Annotated in this window: 11 protein-coding genes; 7 read left to right on the forward strand and 4 right to left on the reverse strand. The window is 58.4% G+C overall.

All coding sequences use genetic code 11. The annotated features are described in order from the left end of the window. Nucleotides 1-138: 138 nt before the first annotated feature. The 3 genes from Mal65_RS11275 to Mal65_RS11285 all read left to right on the forward strand — a co-directional run bounded on the left by Mal65_RS11275 (nt 139) and on the right by Mal65_RS11285 (nt 4766). Entirely contained in the window at nt 139-2814 is a 2676-nt protein-coding gene (locus tag Mal65_RS11275) for a peptidase MA family metallohydrolase (protein WP_196784765.1), read from the forward strand. Continuing rightward, nucleotides 2811-3677, forward strand: coding sequence for a DUF4159 domain-containing protein (locus tag Mal65_RS11280; protein WP_145297338.1), 867 nt, complete (start codon nt 2811-2813; stop codon nt 3675-3677). The genes Mal65_RS11275 and Mal65_RS11280 overlap by 4 nt, the downstream gene beginning before the upstream one ends. A gap of 102 nt (nt 3678-3779) precedes the next feature. Next, on the forward strand, nt 3780-4766 hold the full coding sequence (locus tag Mal65_RS11285; protein ID WP_145304848.1) for an AAA family ATPase: 987 nt from the start codon (nt 3780-3782) through the stop codon (nt 4764-4766). Between the two features lie 112 nt (nt 4767-4878). On the opposite strand, the gene Mal65_RS11290 is transcribed toward Mal65_RS11285, so the two are convergent. After that, a complete protein-coding gene (locus Mal65_RS11290; protein ID WP_165701209.1) occupies nt 4879-6114 on the reverse strand; it encodes a PQQ-binding-like beta-propeller repeat protein in 1236 nt (411 codons plus the stop codon). 312 nt (nt 6115-6426) lie between these two features. On the opposite strand from Mal65_RS11290, the gene Mal65_RS11295 reads away from it, so the two are divergent. Then, nucleotides 6427-7872 carry a sulfatase family protein gene (locus tag Mal65_RS11295; protein ID WP_231131344.1) on the forward strand — a complete coding sequence of 482 codons (1446 nt, stop codon included), beginning with the start codon at nt 6427-6429 and terminating at the stop codon, nt 7870-7872. Between the two features lie 93 nt (nt 7873-7965). Continuing rightward, a complete protein-coding gene (locus tag Mal65_RS11300) occupies nt 7966-9237 on the forward strand; it encodes a polysaccharide pyruvyl transferase family protein (RefSeq protein WP_145297346.1) in 1272 nt (423 codons plus the stop codon). A gap of 19 nt (nt 9238-9256) precedes the next feature. Here Mal65_RS11300 and Mal65_RS11305 read toward each other — a convergent pair whose 3' ends face one another. The 3 genes from Mal65_RS11305 to Mal65_RS11315 form a co-directional block, all read right to left on the reverse strand. Continuing rightward, nucleotides 9257-10696: a DUF1501 domain-containing protein gene (locus Mal65_RS11305; RefSeq protein WP_145297349.1), complete on the reverse strand. Its 1440-nt coding sequence runs from the start codon at nt 10694-10696 to the stop codon at nt 9257-9259. Nucleotides 10697-10711: 15 nt separating this feature from the next. Continuing rightward, nucleotides 10712-13498 (reverse strand): PSD1 and planctomycete cytochrome C domain-containing protein, encoded by a 2787-nt coding sequence (locus Mal65_RS11310; RefSeq protein ID WP_196784767.1) that lies wholly within the window; start codon nt 13496-13498, stop codon nt 10712-10714. Between the two features lie 115 nt (nt 13499-13613). After that, complete coding sequence (locus Mal65_RS11315; protein ID WP_165701210.1) at nt 13614-14339, reverse strand: hypothetical protein; 726 nt, start codon at nt 14337-14339, stop codon at nt 13614-13616. Nucleotides 14340-14507: 168 nt separating this feature from the next. Between Mal65_RS11315 and Mal65_RS26455 the strand changes: the two genes are divergently transcribed. Continuing rightward, nucleotides 14508-15173, forward strand: a complete 666-nt coding sequence (locus Mal65_RS26455; RefSeq protein WP_165701211.1) for a sigma-70 family RNA polymerase sigma factor — start codon at nt 14508-14510, stop codon at nt 15171-15173. After that, nucleotides 15170-18043 (forward strand): serine/threonine-protein kinase, encoded by a 2874-nt coding sequence (locus Mal65_RS11325; protein ID WP_145297355.1) that lies wholly within the window; start codon nt 15170-15172, stop codon nt 18041-18043. Before Mal65_RS26455 ends, Mal65_RS11325 begins: the two co-directional genes overlap by 4 nt. Nucleotides 18044-18104 lie beyond the last annotated feature (61 nt).

The raw sequence follows: 18104 nt of genomic DNA on the forward strand, positions 1-18104 counted from the left end.
TTCGGTGGGGTTGAACACGATAAACTGGACCGGATCGATTTCGTGTTCGCCCAGACCCGGAGCCTCCGATTGTCGTCGAGTTCTTTTTCGTCCCGAAGTATCGAAACCCGTCGAAACACGGCCCGTTGGCCCCACGCTGTGGCGGTGACGCTGGCGATCCTGTTGGCTCTCGTTTCGTCGGTCGACGCCGCGGATCTGGCCACCGCCGAACTGCTGTACCGCACCGGTGATTTGAAGGGAGCCCAGGAGATTGCCGATGCAGAAGTCCAGCGTGGCGTGTGGAACGAACGCTGGTCGCGTCTGCTGATGCGATGCCAAATGGATCGCGGACAGTACGCCCAAGCGGTACAGACGTACGAAAAGGCGATCTTGCGGTATTCCGGCAGCCTGGTTTTGCGACAACTGGGCATCGACGCCTATCAGTACACGGGCAACCAGGAGAAAGCCCGACAGGCCCAGGCGGCGTTCATGGACGTTTTGCGTCGTAGTTCGCGGTACGCCACCGGCGACAATGTGATCGCGGCCGGTCGGTTCTACGTCCGACGTGGCGAAGACGCTCGATTGATCTTGGAGCAGTTTTACGACCGCGTCCGCGATGCCGACCCCAAGTACGTCGAATCGTATATCGCAACGGCGGAATTGGCGATCACCAAGGGAGACTTCAAAGTCGCGGCCGACACGCTGCGGGCGGCCGAGAAGCTTGCCGAATCCGATCCGCGCATTTACTACCTCCTGTCTCGATCGTTGCAATCGTCCGATCGTGCGGCGGCCGCCGAAGCATTGGAAATGGCACTGTCGATCAACCCACGGCATGTTGACAGTTTGCTGTTGGATGCCGAACGTTCGATCGATGCCGAACAATTCGATGCAGCGGAGGATCGCATCACCGAGATCTTACAGATCAATGTCCATGAGCCTCGTGCTTGGGCCTTGTTGGCGGTGCTGGCCAATTTGGACGGTCGATACGAAGTCGAAAAACTGATGCGGGCGGCGGCGCTTTCGACTTGGCCGACCAACCCGGAAGTCGATCATTTGATCGGTCGCAAACTTTCCGACAAATACCGCTTTGCCGAGGGCAGTGAGTATCAACGGGCCGCTTTGGCGTTCGACACGGGGTATGGCCCGGCAAAGTTCCAGCTTGCCCAAGACTTGTTGCGTCTGGGGTTTGACGACGTCGGCTGGGCTTTGGCCGAACAGGTCAACGAATCAGACCCCTACAACGTGACCGCGTACAACTTGATCAGTCTGTATGATTCGATCAAAGACTTCTCCACTCTGTCGGCGGACAATCTTCACGTCCGCATGGACGCACGCGAAGCTGCGGTGTACGGCGGCGATGTTTTGGAACTATTGACCGAAGCCCAAGCGGTGCTGTGTAAGAAATACGGCGTGACGCTGGATCAGCCGGTCGTTGTCGAGATCTTTCCCAAGCAGGAGGACTTTGCGATTCGCACCTTCGGGCTTCCGGGCGGGGCCGGGTTCTTGGGCGTGTGTTTTGGCAATGTTGTGACGGCGAACAGTCCGGCATCACAGGGGGCGACGCCGTCGAATTGGCAAGCCGTTTTGTGGCACGAATTTTGTCACGTCGTGACGTTGAACAAGACCAAAAACCGCATGCCGCGTTGGCTTAGCGAAGGCATTTCGGTCTATGAGGAACGTCAACGCGACCCGTCTTGGAGCGAACAAATCACGCCGACTTACAAGATGATGGTTCGCGACGGCGAATTGGTTCCGATCAGCCAGTTAAGCGCGGCGTTTTTGGCACCCAAGTCACCGGTTCATCTGCAGTTCGCGTATTACCAATCGTCACTGGCGGTGGAGTACCTGATGGATCAATACGGTCAAGAAAAAGTGAACGCCGTGTTGGAAGATCTCGGCAATGGTCGATCGATGAACGACGCGTTGCAGGCCAATTTGGGATCGCTGGCCAGGTTGGACCAGGGGTTTTTGACCTACGCCACGTCGGTCGCCGAAGATTTCGGCAAGGGCGTCCAGTGGGATCCCGATGGACCGCCCGAAGGCGGCGATCCGGATGCGATTGCGGAATGGATGAAGCAACATCCGCAAGATTATCGAAGTCTGCGGTTGCAAGCGGACACCTTGGCCGAGGCGGGCCAGCGGGAGGAAGCGATCGAGATCTATCAACAACTGTTGGATGCCGGTGTCGATCATGGGGATCGCGGCGGCGTGTTGGCTGCGTTGGCGTCGATGTATCGCAAAGAGGGCGATGTCGAAAAGGAAACCGAAACGCTGCGCCGGCAAGTGTCCAAGAACGATGACCTGTGGCCGGCACACGTGCGACTTGCGGAGTTGGCGGCCGAGCGGGATGACTGGGAAGAAGTCCATGAACAGGCCCGGCGAATTTTGGCGATCAACCCGCTGATGGCCGTGGGCCACACATGGGCGGATCGCGCGGCAAAGGAGTTGGAGCGGCCCGCTGATCGGATCGCTCCGTTGAAAGCCCTGTTGGAACTGGACCCCATCGATCCGGTCGGGTTGCACTATGAACTGGCGACGTGCTGGGAACAGTTGGACAATACGGTGGCGGCAAAACGATCGGTCTTAAAATCTCTCCAGGACGCGCCACGGTTTCGCGATGCTTTGGCGCTGCTGGTTCGCGTCAGTCGCGCGGACATCGAGGATGCGAATGACGAGGCGTCAGCGGATTCGGATGTCAGCGGCACTGGCAATACCGGCGCTGATAATACGTCCGCATCTGATGAAACAGACAAACGGGTCGAATCGGAAACCGGCGGTCCCGGTGGGGGCAGACGCGCCGATCAACCCGCACCCGTCGAAGGAGCCCGACCATGATGCTGCGACGGCCAAGAACGGTTTTCGTTTCCGCGATTTTGCTGGTGATGCTATCTGCAGTGGCGTTCAGCCAGTCACGGCGTTGGCGTGGCGGATCTGGATATGGCTGGGGCGGTCGCGATTGGCGCGATGCCGGACGCAATGGCGTCCCGGAATGGGAGACCGACCCGGACTTTGAAACGGATTTGTTCACGTTTGTGCGGATCCGATACGAATCCTGGGGTGGTCGCGGCGGTCGATGGGCAACGGATTATCGCGACAGCGATTTGAATTTCTCACTTCGGCTGCATCAGTTGACTTCGCTGAAGGTGAACCCGGAACCCATTGTTCTGGATTTGACCGACGATCGTTTGTTCGACTATCCGTTCATCTACATGATCGAACCGGGCGAATTGTACTTTCGTGATGATGAGGTCACCGCACTGCGAAAGTACTGCTACAACGGCGGCTTTCTGATGGTGGACGATTTTTGGGGTGATCGCGAGTATCAGAATCTTGCTGAACAACTGCGACGTGTGTTTCCCGATCGAACGCCCAGCGAAGTTCCCCTGGAACACGAGATCTTTCACAACGTTTACGATTTGAAGGAAAAGCCGCAGGTGCCAGCGATCGGACAGGCACGTCGCCGCGCCGATGGTTCAATCGAAACGTGGGAACGGTCTTGGAATAACGACACCGAGACGCCCCACTATCGCGCGATTTACGATGACGCGGGTCGCATCATGGTTTTCATTTGTCACAACACGGATTTGGGTGACGGATGGGAACGCGAAGGCGAAGACCCGTGGTACTTCAACGAGTTTTCCGTCAAGAAGGCTTACCCGTTGGGGATCAACATCGTCACCTATGCGATGACCCACTGAATCCAACCCCATGCCGATCAACGTGATTCGGCCCATCGCTGGCATCAAACCCGCCGGGACGCTTCCCCGCCCAACCATCCTTCAACAAGCAATCCCATCATGATGAACGTCGAAGAAGAAGGCCGCGTCGTCCAACAATTGCGCGACGGTCGCACCCAGATCGAAGCCGAACTGTCCAAGACGATCGTCGGCCAAAAGGATGTGATCGAACAGTTGTTGATTTGTTTGGTCGCCGGTGGGCATTGTTTGATCACCGGTGCACCCGGCCTGGCAAAGACGTTGCTGGTGCGCAGTGTTGCCCAAGTCTTTCGGCTGAAGTTCCAGCGGATCCAGTTCACGCCCGATCTGATGCCGGCGGACATCACGGGAACGGAAATTTTGGAAGACACCCACGACGGACATCGTCAGATGCAGTTCGTCAAAGGCCCGATTTTTGCCAACGTGATTCTGGCGGACGAAATCAACCGGACGCCGCCAAAGACGCAGGCGGCGTTGTTGGAAGCAATGCAGGAGCATCAGGTCACCGCGGGCGGTCAAAAGTACACGTTGGACGAGCCGTTCTTTGTCTTGGCGACTCAGAACCCGATCGAAATGGAAGGCACTTATCCGTTGCCCGAGGCACAGTTGGATCGATTCATGTTCAACGTGTTGATCGACTACTTGCCGCCGGCGGACGAATTGGCGGTGGTGCTGCAGACGACCGCGTCAAAGCCGGAACCGATCGAAGCACTGTTCAGCGGGGAAGACGTGATCAACTTTCACGAAGCGGTGCGCCGTGTGCCGATCGCCGACGAAGTGGCAAAGATGGCGGTCAAACTGGTCGACAGCAGCCGACCGGGGCGCGACGGGACGCCGGACTTTGTGAATCAATACGTCAGCTGGGGCGCGGGCTTGCGCGCCGCACAGACGTTGGTGTTGGGCGGTAAGGCAAGGGCATTGCTGCGTGGCAACGCACACGTCAGCTTCGACGACATTCGCGCGCTCGCACAGCCGACTTTGCGGCACCGCGTTCTGCTGAGTTACAAAGCGGAAGCGGAAGGCTTGAGCGTCGAAAACGTGGTCGACCGATTATTGGAACACGTCGGCTAACCAGCTTTCGACCATCGTCGCCTTTCGCTCCGCGAAAGTTGCGGAGGGCATGGAACGCAACTTTCGCGGAGCGAAAGGCGACAATTTGTTTCGCGATGCGATCGAAGGCGATTTACCAGGCCAGCCTTTTTAGCGTTTCTTTGTCTTTGACTAGCACACCGTCGCTTAGCAAGACCGGGGGTGCCCAGGTGGGTTGATCTGACACGTCATAGCGTTTGACTTCGCGATAATCGTCCGGCGTCGCTTCAGCGATCACCAGTTTGCCGGTGTCCAACAGTGCGACGATGTGGCCGTCGGCTGCCAACAACATGACGTTGTCGCCGGTACGCGGCGGTCCCGTCCAACGCACTTCGCCACTGGCGGGATCCAAGCAAAACAGCCGGCCGCGGTCGTACTGCGAAAACCCATACACGTTGCCTTCATAGGCGATGGCCGAACTCATGTTCAACGCCACGTCGTCTTGATGCCAAACGGACTTTGCCGACCAGAATTCCCCGTCGTGTTCAATCGACAAGCCATGCGCACCACGGTTTTCACCGCTTAAGAAAATGGTCGAACCGATGATCGTCGGTGTGGGCATGTTTTGGTCGCTGCCGACGTGAGGAAACGGGTACGACCACAATGGTTGTCCATCGGTCAAGCGGACACCGACCAGCGATTGATGATTCCACTGAACGACTTGTTCGGTCCCATCGATGGTGGCGATCAGCGGCGATGAATAAGACGCCCCTTCGGTTCCCGATCGCCAAACCGTTTCGCCAGTTTCCGCGTTGAACGCGAACAACGCCCCGTCGTCGTCGCCGCCCAAGTGCAACACGACCAAGCCTTCGGCAACGACCGGCGATGCACTGGCACCCCAGTACGGGTACGGTGCGGAGAAGTCTTTGGTCAGATCCCGTTGCCACAGTTGACGACCGCTGGACGCATCAAAGGAGGACAAGACCGATGTGATGCTGTGCGTAAAGACGCGGCCGTCGGCATAGGCTGGCGACGCTTTGGGGCCTTTGCCATGCCACTCACCGCCGTTGCCGATCTTGAACGGGACCGGCGTCGACTGTTTCCAAACCACATCGCCGGAATCGACACGGATGCACCACAACACTTCGGCGTCGTTCTGGCGTGCGTGTTGAAACACATGATCCCCGACCAACAAGGGCAACCCATACCCGGTGCCGACATTGATCGACCAACGCTCGTTCAGTTCGTCCGGCAGCGAATCGGGCAATTCCACCCCACGGGCAATCCCGTCGCGTTGTGGCCCCAGCCAACCGGTCCAGTCATCCTGGGCCGGCACCGTGTCGGCCCACATCAGCCCGATCAAAAACAGAGCAGCAAAGTGTTTTGTCATCACGTGAATCTTTTGTTTGGATGGGACCAAGGAACCAGCCGGTCGTGTCGTGACCTGTTCACAACGCCACACGCGTGCCCTAAGTCTGCATCGACTATAAAGGAGCCTCCAACGGCTTGGCAAAACCGTATGCCGTGAAAATAGCGGCCTCGCCGCGACGCCCGCCTGATCGCATCCCACCTGAACGCGTCCCCCATCATGCCACTCAGCTTGCTCCATCGGTCTTTTTGCCCCGCGAATCGCGTCGGGGCCGGTATCCGGTTTGTTGGGTTCGTCGTCGGCTGTCTGTTTGGCGCAGGGTCGTTCCAGGCGGTGGCCGAACCGCTTCCCAACATCGTCATCGTGTACGCCGACGACATGGGTTATGGAGATTTGGCGGTCCAAAATACTGATTCCAAAATTCCGACGCCGAATCTGGATCGGCTTGCCAGCGAGGGGATGCGATTCACTGATGCCCACAGTTCGTCAGGCATCTGCACACCCAGTCGCTATGCACTGCTGACCGGACGCTATCACTGGCGAAAGTTCCACGGCATCGTCAATTCGTGGGGCGAATCCGTGTTCGATCCACAGCGCACGACATTGCCGGAAATGCTGAAGTCACGCGGCTATGCGACCGCCTGTATCGGCAAATGGCATCTGGGCTGGGACTGGGCGGCGCTGCGAAAGCCCGACGCCCATACGATCGGTACGGGGCGAAAACGCACCTGGCCGGCCGATGCCTATGATTGGTCCCAGCCGATTCCCGACGGCCCGTTGGCCCATGGGTTCGATCATTACTTTGGCGACGACGTCCCGAACTTTCCGCCTTATGCGTGGATCAAAGACGACCGTGTGATTCAGCCACCGACGGTGCCTTATGTTCCCAACCCCGAACCTGACGAAGGGTCAGCCGAGGGGCGTCCTGGACCGATGGTCGATGGCTGGCGACAAGACGACGTGATGCCGACCTTGACCGAACACATCGTCAAGTGGGTCAGTCAGGCGGCCAAAGACGATCGGCCCTTTTTCTTGTATTGGCCATGGACTTCGCCGCACGCACCGATCATTCCCACCGAAGCATGGAAAGGCAAAACGAATGCCGGGCCCTACGGTGACTTCATGGCGCAAAGCGACCACCATCTGGGCCAATTGCTCAATGCGTTGGACCAGCATGGATTGACCGAAAACACCTTGTTGGTTTTCAGTGCCGACAATGGTCCCGAAAAATACGCTTACGAACGCATTCGCAATCACGACCACCGCAGCGCCGGTCCTTTGCGTGGACTGAAGCGTGATATTTGGGAAGGCGGACACCGTGTGCCGATGCTGATTCGATGGCCGGGCCACGTCCAGCCCGGAACCGTCAACGACGGGTTGATCAGCCAAGTCGACTTGTTCGCCACCGTGGCGGCGATCGTTGGCGCGGAAGTAGCAGACGGGACGGCGGAAGACAGCCATGATCAAACGGCAATGCTGCGCGGTGAAGCATCGGCACGCGAATCAGTGGTGCACAATACTTACGAAAACAAGTTTGCGTTTCGCGAAGGCGACTGGGTGCTGGTCGATGCAAAGACCGGCAACCACAGTGCAGTGCCGACTTGGTTTGATGAAGCGTTCGGCTACGCCAAAGATGATTCTTCCGCGGCACTGTATCGTTTGTCGGATGACTTGTCCCAACACGATAACTTGATCGACAGGTACCCGGACAAGGCGGACGATCTGCGTGCCAAATTGAATCGCACGCGGACGCATGGCGAGGTTCGTCCCTTGAAATAGTGCTGTCGATTCAATCGCCGTGATCGTCCCCTTTGCTTTCGTTCCATCTCGCCCGCCTCGTATTGATCCTGCCAAGTTTTGGTCTGTCCCAACATGAAACGTCGCCATTTTCTGTCCGCCGGTTTGTTTGGAACTTTGGCTGCCACGATGCAGCGTTGTCTTGCCGATGCGGGATCGAACCCCCAGATCTTGTTGCGGTCATCCTGGCAAACGGTCAACATCGGCGACATCGCGCACACGCCGGGATTGCTGCATATTTTGGAACAATACCTGCCATCGGCTCAGGTGCATCTGTGGCCATCGAAGATCGACAACGGCGTGGATCAGTTGTTGATGAATCGGTTTCCGCAACTGAACATTTTGCGAAACGAATCGGACCGCCAAGCGGCGATCCAGTCATGTGATTTCTTTCTACACGGCAGTGGTGCTTCGCTGGTCGCAGAAAAGGACATTGCACGTTGGCGCAATGCGACCGACAAACCGTATGGGGGTTATGGCATCACACTGCCCAGGAAGAAGTCTTCGTCCACCACGGCGACATCGGACGAAGCGATGGCACAGACGATCGAACATCTGACCAATGCTGACTTTGTGTTCTTCCGCGATTCGGTGTCATTGGGACTAGCCAAATCACTGGGGTGCCAGTGTCCCGTAATGCAATTCGGTCCGGATGCCGCGTTCGCGTGTGACTTGCGGGACGATGCCGCGGCCGATGCGTTTCTTCGAAGCCACGATCTGACGCCGAAGCAGTTTTTGTGCTGCATCCCACGGTTACGCTACACGCCGTACTGGACGATCCCGTCGAAGAAGCGGCCAATGGATCCGGTGAAGCATCAGCGGAACGAACAGATGCGTGAACACGACCATCGCCCGCTGCGTGATGCGATCACACGTGTGGTTCGGGAAACGGAGATGAAGATCTTGCTGTGTCCCGAAGACCAGACGCAGATGGCGGTGGGCAAGCAAAACGTTTACGACAAGCTGGACGATGACGTTCGCAAACGTGTGGTTTGGAAACCGGATTACTGGCTGACCGGTGAAGCCGTCAGTGTTTACACTCGAAGTGCGGGCTTGTTCGGCAACGAAATGCATTCGCCGATCATGTGCATCGGCCACGGAATCCCCGCGATTGTATGTCGCTTTGCCGAACAGACCAGTAAAGGGATGATGTGGCGAGACATCGGATTACAAGATTGGTTGTTCGACTTGGACGACGAACAAGACGTCGCCCGGATTCCCGACACGGTATTGCAAATGGCGACTGATCAGGATGCCGCAAAACATAAGGCCGCGGAAGCAAGCAAGCGTGTCCGCGGCTATCAGGCCGACACCATGCAGATCTTGTCCCGTTCGTTGCAAGCGTAGGGAACGTTGATCCCGTCGATCAGGCTGGGTTGCGCAAGATGTCCGTCACCACGTTGCCCGCCACATCGGTCAAACGAAAATCCCGTCCGGCATAACGATAGGTCAACCGTTTGTGGTCCAGACCCATCAGGTGCAGGATCGTGGCGTGCCAGTCGTGAATGTGACACGGGTTTTCGACGGCTTTGAATCCAAATTCGTCGGTCGCCCCGTAGCTGATTCCGCCTTGAACGCCGCCACCGGCCATCCACAACGTGTAGCCGTTGTTGTTATGGTCGCGACCGTCCCCACCGGGGGCATCCGGGGTGCGTCCAAATTCACCGCCCCAGATCACCAGGGTGTCTTTCAACAGGTCGCGTTGTTTCAAGTCGGCCAACAAACCGGCGATCGGCAAATCGACTTCGCCACATCGTTGCGGAAGCGAAGTCGAAAGACGGAAATGGTGATCCCAATTCCCATGCGTGACTTCGACAAAACGCACGCCGGCTTCGGCGAATTTGCGAGCCATCAGGCACTGCATCCCAAAGCTGGACGTTGTCGGATTGTCCAAACCGTATAGGCGTCGCGTCGCATCGGATTCATTGCCGATGTCCATCAACTCGGGCACCGCGTCTTGCATGCGAAACGCCAGTTCCAACGATTCGATCGCACCCTCGATCGCGGCATCACGAGAATCGCCAGACAGTTTGCGACGGTTCAGCGATTGAATGTAGGCCAATTGCCGTCGCTGGGCCGATTCGCCCAGTCGGGCATTCTTGATGTCGGGAACTTGATCCGCAGGATTGCTGGAACCTTGACGACGGTTGGTCGCCACACGCCGGGATGCGCGGCCGATACCGGTGCCCTGGTACACCGCGGGCAAGAACGCGCTGCCCATGTTCTGTGACGCACCGCGGGGCGGGTTCAGGGAAATGAAGCCCGGCAGACTTTCGTTTTCCGTTCCCAAACCATACAGCGTCCAAGCACCCAATGACGGCCGAACGAACTGGGCATTGCCCGTGTGCATTTGCGTCAACGCTCTCGGGTGCACCGGTTGGTCACAGTGCATGGAACGAATCAGCGCCAAGTCGTCCGCATGTTTGGCAACATTGGGGAACAGATCAGATATCCATAAACCACTTTCGCCACGTTGGCGGAACTTCCACTGCGACGCCAACAGACGACCGCCATAGACCCCCGGTCGTCCCGCGTTGTCTTGTAACTCCGGTTTGTAGTCGAACGTGTCGACGTGTGACGGACCACCCTGCATGCACAGGAAAATCACTCGTTTGGCGGTCGCCGGGAAATGCGGTGACTTTGCGGCCAGCGGGTTTGGCGACGATTGATCTGTTGTTGCATCGTCCGTTGGTGACGCGGTCGCTGCGTTGCGTCCGCTGATCCCGGCGAAGGCCAGATAGCCGAATCCGGCCGAAGCAGTTTGCAACCAGTGGCGTCGCGATCCGATTCCGAAAGAATGGTTCATGGCTGGTATGACTTTCTAATCGAGGTAACGGAATTCGGCCGAAGCCAACAAGCTGTGACAAAACTGACGGACCGCTTCGACATTGACGTCGCTGCGACCGTCGCGTTGTTGTGGGATTCGTCGGGCGGAAAATCGCGATGCACGATTCATCCCGGGACGTCCAAGCGGGCCGGTGGTTGCGAAAGATTCTTCTTCCGTGGTCGACGCGGCGGTGCGTAGAAAGCGGACCGCCTGAGCGATTTCATCGGCGGTGGCTTCCCTGGCATAGGCGATCAAGTAGGCATCGCGAATCAGGTCGACCGGGCGATCATTTTCGCGAATCAAACGCCGGGCGAAGTCATCGCTGCAGCGGATCACCAAATCGTTGTTCAGCAAGAAAAGGGCCTGCTGTGCCGTGTTGGAACTGTCGCGTTTCCCGATCAACATGTTTGTGTCGGCAAAGTCGAACACGTCCATTGACCGGGGGACCGATCCGCGGGCGATCGGCAGATAGACGCTGCGGTCGTTGGACCGAACATCCGCCGGTGCGCTGGGATCGATCGTCGGACGCGGCGATGCACCCGATCGGGAATTCCCACGCCGTCGTCGCATCGCGTCACGCATTCGTCCCAGCGAGGATTCGTTGAAACGTGATTGAATCGCTTTGGTGATTTCGTCACGAATCGCCGCTTGGGGCGGACGACCATCGGGGCCCAAGACGGTGGGGCCATATTCTGCAATTTCTGATGCACGCGGCGTCTGGTGGTTCAAACGGTCGGCCGTCACTAGCATCGCGTCGCGAATCGATTCGGCGTTCAAACGTCGGTAGGTTCCGCGGCTGTAGTATTTGTTTTCCGGATCGGCCAGGAAGGAAGCGTCATCGGCGGTGGACGAAAGACGATACGTTCGCGAAGTGACGATTTGCCGAACGATCGATTTCACCGACCAGCCGTTTTCGACAAACTGGGCGGCCAAGTGATCCAGCAGTTCCGGGTGCGTGGGTGCGGTCCCCGACATGCCAAAGTTGTCAGGGTCTTCTACCAATCCACGACCCAGCAGATGCAACCAGATTCGATTGACCATCACCCGAGCGGTCAACGGGTTTTGATCGTCGGTCATCCAGCGGGCCAATTCCAAACGACCGCTTGCATCGGAGGGCATCTGCATCGGATCGTCACACAGAACGCGGACAAGCCCTCGCGGAACTTCCTGTGCTGGTTGAGTCACATCGCCGCGGATGAACAATCGGCCGTCGATCGGTTCATCTTTGTCTTGGACGCCCATACAAAACGACAGCGGTTGGCCCGACTGGTCGACGGAGTTGGCTTTGGCGGTCAACGTGGCGATCTGTTGATCGATTTGGCCTTGGCTGAGCAGATTGCGACGCATCTGAGCATCGCTTGACTTATCGGCGGTTTGATTTCGTTGTTGACGTCGGGCTTCGGCATAGTCGACTCGCAGTTGAGCCAAACGCTGGGGGATCTCTTTCAGTTCGTTAGCATCCACCGACGGGTCGAACGGATTGGGATCATCGATGGGCAACACCAACAGATCGCTTCCGCGTCGCGCCCGTCGACTGGCGATGCCGCCGAAGTAGGTTTCAGTACTGGCGAAGATCCCCGCCAAGGCGTAGTAATCGGTTTGCGGGATCGGGTCGAACTTGTGGTCATGGCATCGTGCACAAGCGACCGAGACGCCAAGAATCGCACGTGTGGTGGTGTCGATTTGTTCGTCGATCAAGTCGGCTTGGAACTGACGCGGGTTTTGTTCGGTCAGCGTTTTCGGGCCGATCGCCAGGAAGCCCGTCGCGATCAATTGCTGGGCCCATTGCTGGTCGGATTCGGCGGGCAACAGGTCGCCGGCGATCTGTTCGCGGACGAACTGATCGTAGGGTTTGTCGTCGTTGAACGAATCGATCACATAATCGCGATACCGCCACGCATGGGGAAACGTCATGTCGGCTTCCTTGCCACTGGATTCGGCATACCGTGCGACGTCCAACCAGTGCCGACCCCAATGGCGTCCGAATTCGTCGGAATCCAACAAACGATCGGTTGCCCAGCGGATCGCCCGCTGTGGGTTCTTTTCCCAAGCCGATTGAAAGCTGCGAATCTGCTGCGGGGTGGGCGGCAATCCGGTCAAATCAAAGCACAGCCGACGCAACACAACGTTCGATTCCGCGTCGACGGCGGGCTGCAGATCATTCGATCTCATTTTAGCGAAGACGAAACGATCGATCTCGCTGGTGGACCAATCGTCGTCGCTGACCTGCGGCGGATCGCTGGGACGGACCGGTTGATAAGCCCAGTGCGATTTCCCTTGCCGGATGTCTTCGTCGGTCACACCGCTGTCGACATGTTGAATTTCTTGGACGCGTGGATCGGGGGCGCCCATTTCGATCCACTGTCGAAAGTCGTCGATCGTTTGGGCGGGCAGTCGACCGCCGGGCGGCATTCGGAAATCTTCGTACGTGATTGCGTTGTACAGCAGGCTTTCGTCCAGATCGCCTGGGACGATCGCCGGTCCGCTGTCGCCGCCATCGGCCAAACCGCGTCGACTGTCCACCAGCAAACCGCCACGCACGCCGTTGCCGTCGCTGCTGTGGCATCGGTAGCAATGTTCGACCAGCAGCGGCCGGATCTTGGTTTCAAAGAATCGCAGTTGTTCCGGTGTGATGCTGGCGTCCGTGTCTTCCTGGGCCGACGCCGTTATGGTCCAAGCGACCGTACAACCGATCATCCAACTGGCCAAAACGGCAAGACGCGCCCAAGGTGACCGATTCGGCACGGATGTGGATTCGGCAGAGCGAGAGATCGCTGGCATGATACGCAACGTGGAAAAAGAGAAGACTGCGGCGATGAAAAGACGTCCGGTGCATCGAAACATGGCGATGCACCGGAGCGGATGGCTGGATCGGTCAAGCCTGACGAAGTGCAGGTCACTCGGCATTCGGGCGTTTCGGACGGACGCCTTTACCGGCACCTTCCTCACTTTCACCCCGACGTCCGCGTTGGCCGGCCATCTTTTCACCCATTTCCGCCAACTCGGCTTCATCCAAAGCACCGTCACCGTTTTGGTCGATTCGATCCAATGCACGCTGCATACCTTGAGGGATTTCATCACCCGAAAGTTTGCCGTCGCCGTCGGTGTCACGCATCGACATCATTTTCTTCAGTCGTTCTGATGGATCGACGTCGTCACCGCCACGCAGACGTTGCTGGCGTTGTTTGCGGGCTTGATCGCCATCCGCGCCGCCTTCGCCGCGTCCTGGCATGAATCCGCGTCGTCCGAACGCTCGATCGCCCTCGGCCGAACCGGCACCGCGGCCGCGTCCTTGCCCCATCGAAGGCATCAATTCACGAGTGCTGACGGTGCCGTCACCGTCACGGTCCAGCTTGGCCAGTGCCGCCGATGCGCCGGCGATTTCTTCTTTGGACAATTCGCCATCACCATCGGCATCCAGCGCCTGGACCAACGGCATGCGGCGGATCATGTCCATCAACGGCGGGCGATCGCCCGATCCACCGGGGCCGGCGCCGGGACCACCGGCGCCGCGACCGCCACGGAAGCGGCCGCGTGGCGAATCCGAATCATCGTCGGCCCATGCGGGAGTCATCATCATGGCGGCGGCCAACAGAACCGCGAAACGGCAGGTAAGATTCATCGTGGGGTCCACTTTGGATGGGATGGAACGGATCGGACATCGATTCGCGGGCGAAAGCACCATCGGCCGGATCGCCGCGAGTGTCGGGTGTCCTGGAATGTCTGTACTTTGGGTACCGACGCGGATTCGGGACCATCCACGGCCAAAATTTCGAAAGTTGGAATTTCTTTGGAAGACCAAAACTCCAGTTCGATCGATGCGGCGGAAGCGACGCTGCTAAGACGATTGCGTGCGGGCGGTCCGTCTGCGCTGGCGGATGTGTTTTCGACGTATCAAGAACGTTTGCACCGCATGGTCTCGTTTCGACTGGACCCCCGCGTCCGCGGACGGATCGATGCGGCCGACGTTTTGCAGGAAGCGTACCTGCGGATTTCACGCCGGTTGGTGGATTTTCTGGACCAGCCATCGGTATCGTTCTTTGTCTGGGTGCGACAACAGACGCTGCAAGTGCTGATCGACATGCAGCGGACACAGTTTCGCGAAGCACGCAGCCCGCAACGCGAAATTCGGTTGGCCACACCGGGCGATTCTGCGGCGACCAGTTTGTCGATCGCGTGTCGTTTGGTCGACGCGATCCAGTCGCCCAGCCAGATCGTCAGCCGAAACGAAGCCCTGCATCGTGTTCGTGAGGCGTTGGAATCAATGAACCCGATCGATCGTGAAGTGTTGGCGTTGCGACATTTCGAACAACTCGGCAACGCGGAAGTCGCACAGATTTTGAATCTCAGCCCCACCGCCGCCAGCAATCGATACGTGCGGGCCGCCGGTCGACTGGCCGACATTGTCAGTCAGGTTCGCGCCGACACGTCCGGACAACCCAAGGATGCACCGTGATCGATCCCGGCCGAAATGATCCTGAATCTTCCGGTGAAAGTTTGCCGTTGGGTCACGATTCGCAACAGCGACATCCCGTGGATCTGATCGCCGAAGATTTTGCGATGCGAATCCGACGGGGCGAAACGCCGGACATCGAATCGATCGCGGCGTCGCATCCGGAGCATGCCGATAAGTTGCGGCAAATGCTGCCGTCGATCGAAGCGATGGAAAAGCTGAACTTCGGCGGCACGCGTCGTGACATCTCGGCGACCACCACGGGGGCATTGTCGGCCGACGACGACCTGTCGTTCCATTGCTTCATCGCCCCCGAAACGATCGGTGACTTTCGAATCGTTCGCCAAATCGCTCGCGGCGGGATGGGCGTCGTCTATGAAGCCGTTCAGGAATCATTGGGGCGACACGTTGCATTGAAAGTGATGAGCTGGCGTGCGGCGGATCATCCGTCCCATCGACAGCGATTTCAACGCGAAGCCGAAGCGATCGCCGGCCTGCACCATACGAACATCGTGTCCGTGTATGGCGTGGGGCAACAAGATGACTTGCTGTTTTACGCGATGCACTTGGTCGACGGTGTCAGTCTGGCCGATTTGCTTGCCGGCACCGGTCCCGACATCGGTGTCGACTTGCAAAATGATCGACAAACCGCTGCTTGGATCGCAACGATCGCCGACGCGCTGGAATATGCGCACGGTCAAGGCGTGCTGCACCGTGACATCAAGCCCGCCAATTTGATGGTCGATCGAGACCATCATGTCTGGTTGACCGATTTTGGACTGGCTGCCGATCCATCGTCGGACCGCTTCACGCAGACCGGTGAAATCGTCGGCACGTTGCGCTACATGGCACCGGAGCAACTGAAGGGACGGTTGGATGTCCGCAGCGACGTGTATTGTTTGGGGCTGACGCTGTACGAATTGCTGACCGGTCGTGCAGCGATCCAAGGGACTCCGGCGGAGTTATTGTCAGCCGAAAACCGTCGTCGAATCGCACCACCGCGTTCGCTGCGTGCGTCCATCCCCGGCGATCTGCAGACGATCGTGATGAAGGCGGTGTCGGAAGACCCGACACATCGGTACGCCACCGCGGGCGAATTTCGCGACGATCTACGGCGTTTTTTAGCCGGGCGACCGATCGCGGCGCGGCGGGTCGGTGCGATGGAGCGGTCCTGGCGTTGGGCCAAACGGAATCCCGGGATCGCGTCGCTTTCGGGAACCGTGCTGGTGCTGTTGTTGTCGGTCATCACGCTGTTGTCGGTCATCAACCGCAGTCGCACACGTTCGTTGACGGCAATCGGCAAAGCGTATGACCAGGCGGCCGAAAATTTGCGGCAACGAAGTGCGGCGTTGGACGAAGCGGAACGCGCGCGAGAGTCGGCCGTCCGCGAACGATCACGTGCCGAGACGAATCTGACGCTGGCGTTGTCGGCATTCCAAGAAATCGTGGACAACGTGGCCGGGCGAACCGGTGTCGCCGAATCGGTGTGGGAAAGCGTGGGTGATGACTTGATGCGCGACGCCGACTCCGGTGCAACGCTTGGAGACGATGATGTGCAACTAATGGAGAATCTGCTGCAGTTCTTCGAAAAGTTCGCCGATGAAAATGCGACCGATTTGCGGATGCCGGCGGCCGACGCACGGCGCAGCATCGGCGACATTCTGTTCCGTCTGGGACGTCCCGACGAAGCACGCGAATCGTATGACCAGGCTTGGCAAATCTATTCGCAATTGCGCGGTGAAGACGAAGGCGACGCCGTGGATCCGACCGTCCCGGTGGAATCGCCCATTGCGGTGGCTTGGGGCCAAATGCGTGTCGCCGCGGCACTGCGACGACCCTCCGACGTGCGGGCTTGGTTGCAACGCTGTCGCCAATGGTGCTTCGACGGCCAGGACAAACCCGCGACATCCGATTTGACGTTCCTTTGGGCAAAGTCGCTTCGACTGGCGGGCAGCTTGACGCTGTCAACGGAGTGGATGACGGGCATGCGTCCATCGACCAACGGCTCTGGTCCAGGACCCGATTCCTTGCTAGCTCGATTGATGGGGGAATCACGTCGGCGTGGCCCCAACCGCGCGGTGGCGCAGTATCGTTGGCACCAGCAGTGCAGTCGCGAAGCGATCCAGTGGCTGGAAGTTTTGTTGGAGACAGATCCACAGCGAAAGGTTTATGCGCAAACGTTGGCGGCGGCACATCAAGACATCGCGCGTCAGGGTCGCACGCGACGCGATGAAGCGGAATCGGCAAAGCATCATCGCGACGAAGCGATCCGAATTTTGGATGATCTGTCCAAACGTTTTCCCGAGGATCCTGATATCCAGTACCAGTTTGCTGACACGCTGGCTAGCGCGGCGATCGGCGATACCCCGCCGGTTGCGTTTTCACGCGCCTCGGATGACTTGAGACATTCGATTCGTCTGGCCAACGAGTTGGTGCGAAAGTATCCCGACAGCGCGGAATATCAATCGTTGCAAGCCAGTGTGCAAATGAAGTTGGCCATCAGCCAGTATGCGGCCGGACGTGGCGATCGAGCCCAAGACATGATCGATGAAAGCTTGGTGACCCAACGAAGGATCGTGCAACAACATCCCGATGTTCCCATGTTCCGCGTTGCACTGGCACAGTCGTTGTGGAGCATGGCCGATCTGCAGCGTCGTCAACGGAAACCGGTCGACGCACTTCGATCCATCAACGAAGCGATCGAAACATTGGAAAGCGACCAGGGAGGACGCTTTGGCAAAGTCCGCCAGGCGTATCTGAACCAGTTGCGGCAACGTCGCCAGGGGATCCAAAACGCTCTGCGTCCCGGCCCGCTTCGCGATTCGAGCGGCAACGATGCTTCGGCGGATGCCGATGAAGCTGCGACGCCCTAATGACGCGGGAGTGTCTTCGGCGGTGATTGTGAATCCGCATTCGTTTCGCCGCACGAACCAA

The organism is Crateriforma conspicua, from assembly GCF_007752935.1.
GTDB classification, from domain to species: Bacteria; Planctomycetota; Planctomycetia; order Pirellulales; family Pirellulaceae; genus Crateriforma; species Crateriforma conspicua.

What these genes read in the sequence shown, in the direction of transcription:
- Mal65_RS11280 (WP_145297338.1), top strand. Translation starts at nt 2,811, where the DNA reads ATGATGCTGCGACGGCCAAGAACGGTTTTCGTTTCCGCGATTTTGCTG.
- Mal65_RS11285 (WP_145304848.1), top strand. Translation starts at nt 3,780, where the DNA reads ATGAACGTCGAAGAAGAAGGCCGCGTCGTCCAACAATTGCGCGACGGT.
- Mal65_RS11290 (WP_165701209.1), bottom strand. Translation starts at nt 6,114, where the DNA reads ATGACAAAACACTTTGCTGCTCTGTTTTTGATCGGGCTGATGTGGGCC.
- Mal65_RS11300 (WP_145297346.1), top strand. Translation starts at nt 7,966, where the DNA reads ATGAAACGTCGCCATTTTCTGTCCGCCGGTTTGTTTGGAACTTTGGCT.
- Mal65_RS11305 (WP_145297349.1), bottom strand. Translation starts at nt 10,696, where the DNA reads ATGAACCATTCTTTCGGAATCGGATCGCGACGCCACTGGTTGCAAACT.
- Mal65_RS11310 (WP_196784767.1), bottom strand. Translation starts at nt 13,498, where the DNA reads ATGCCAGCGATCTCTCGCTCTGCCGAATCCACATCCGTGCCGAATCGG.
- Mal65_RS11315 (WP_165701210.1), bottom strand. Translation starts at nt 14,339, where the DNA reads ATGAATCTTACCTGCCGTTTCGCGGTTCTGTTGGCCGCCGCCATGATG.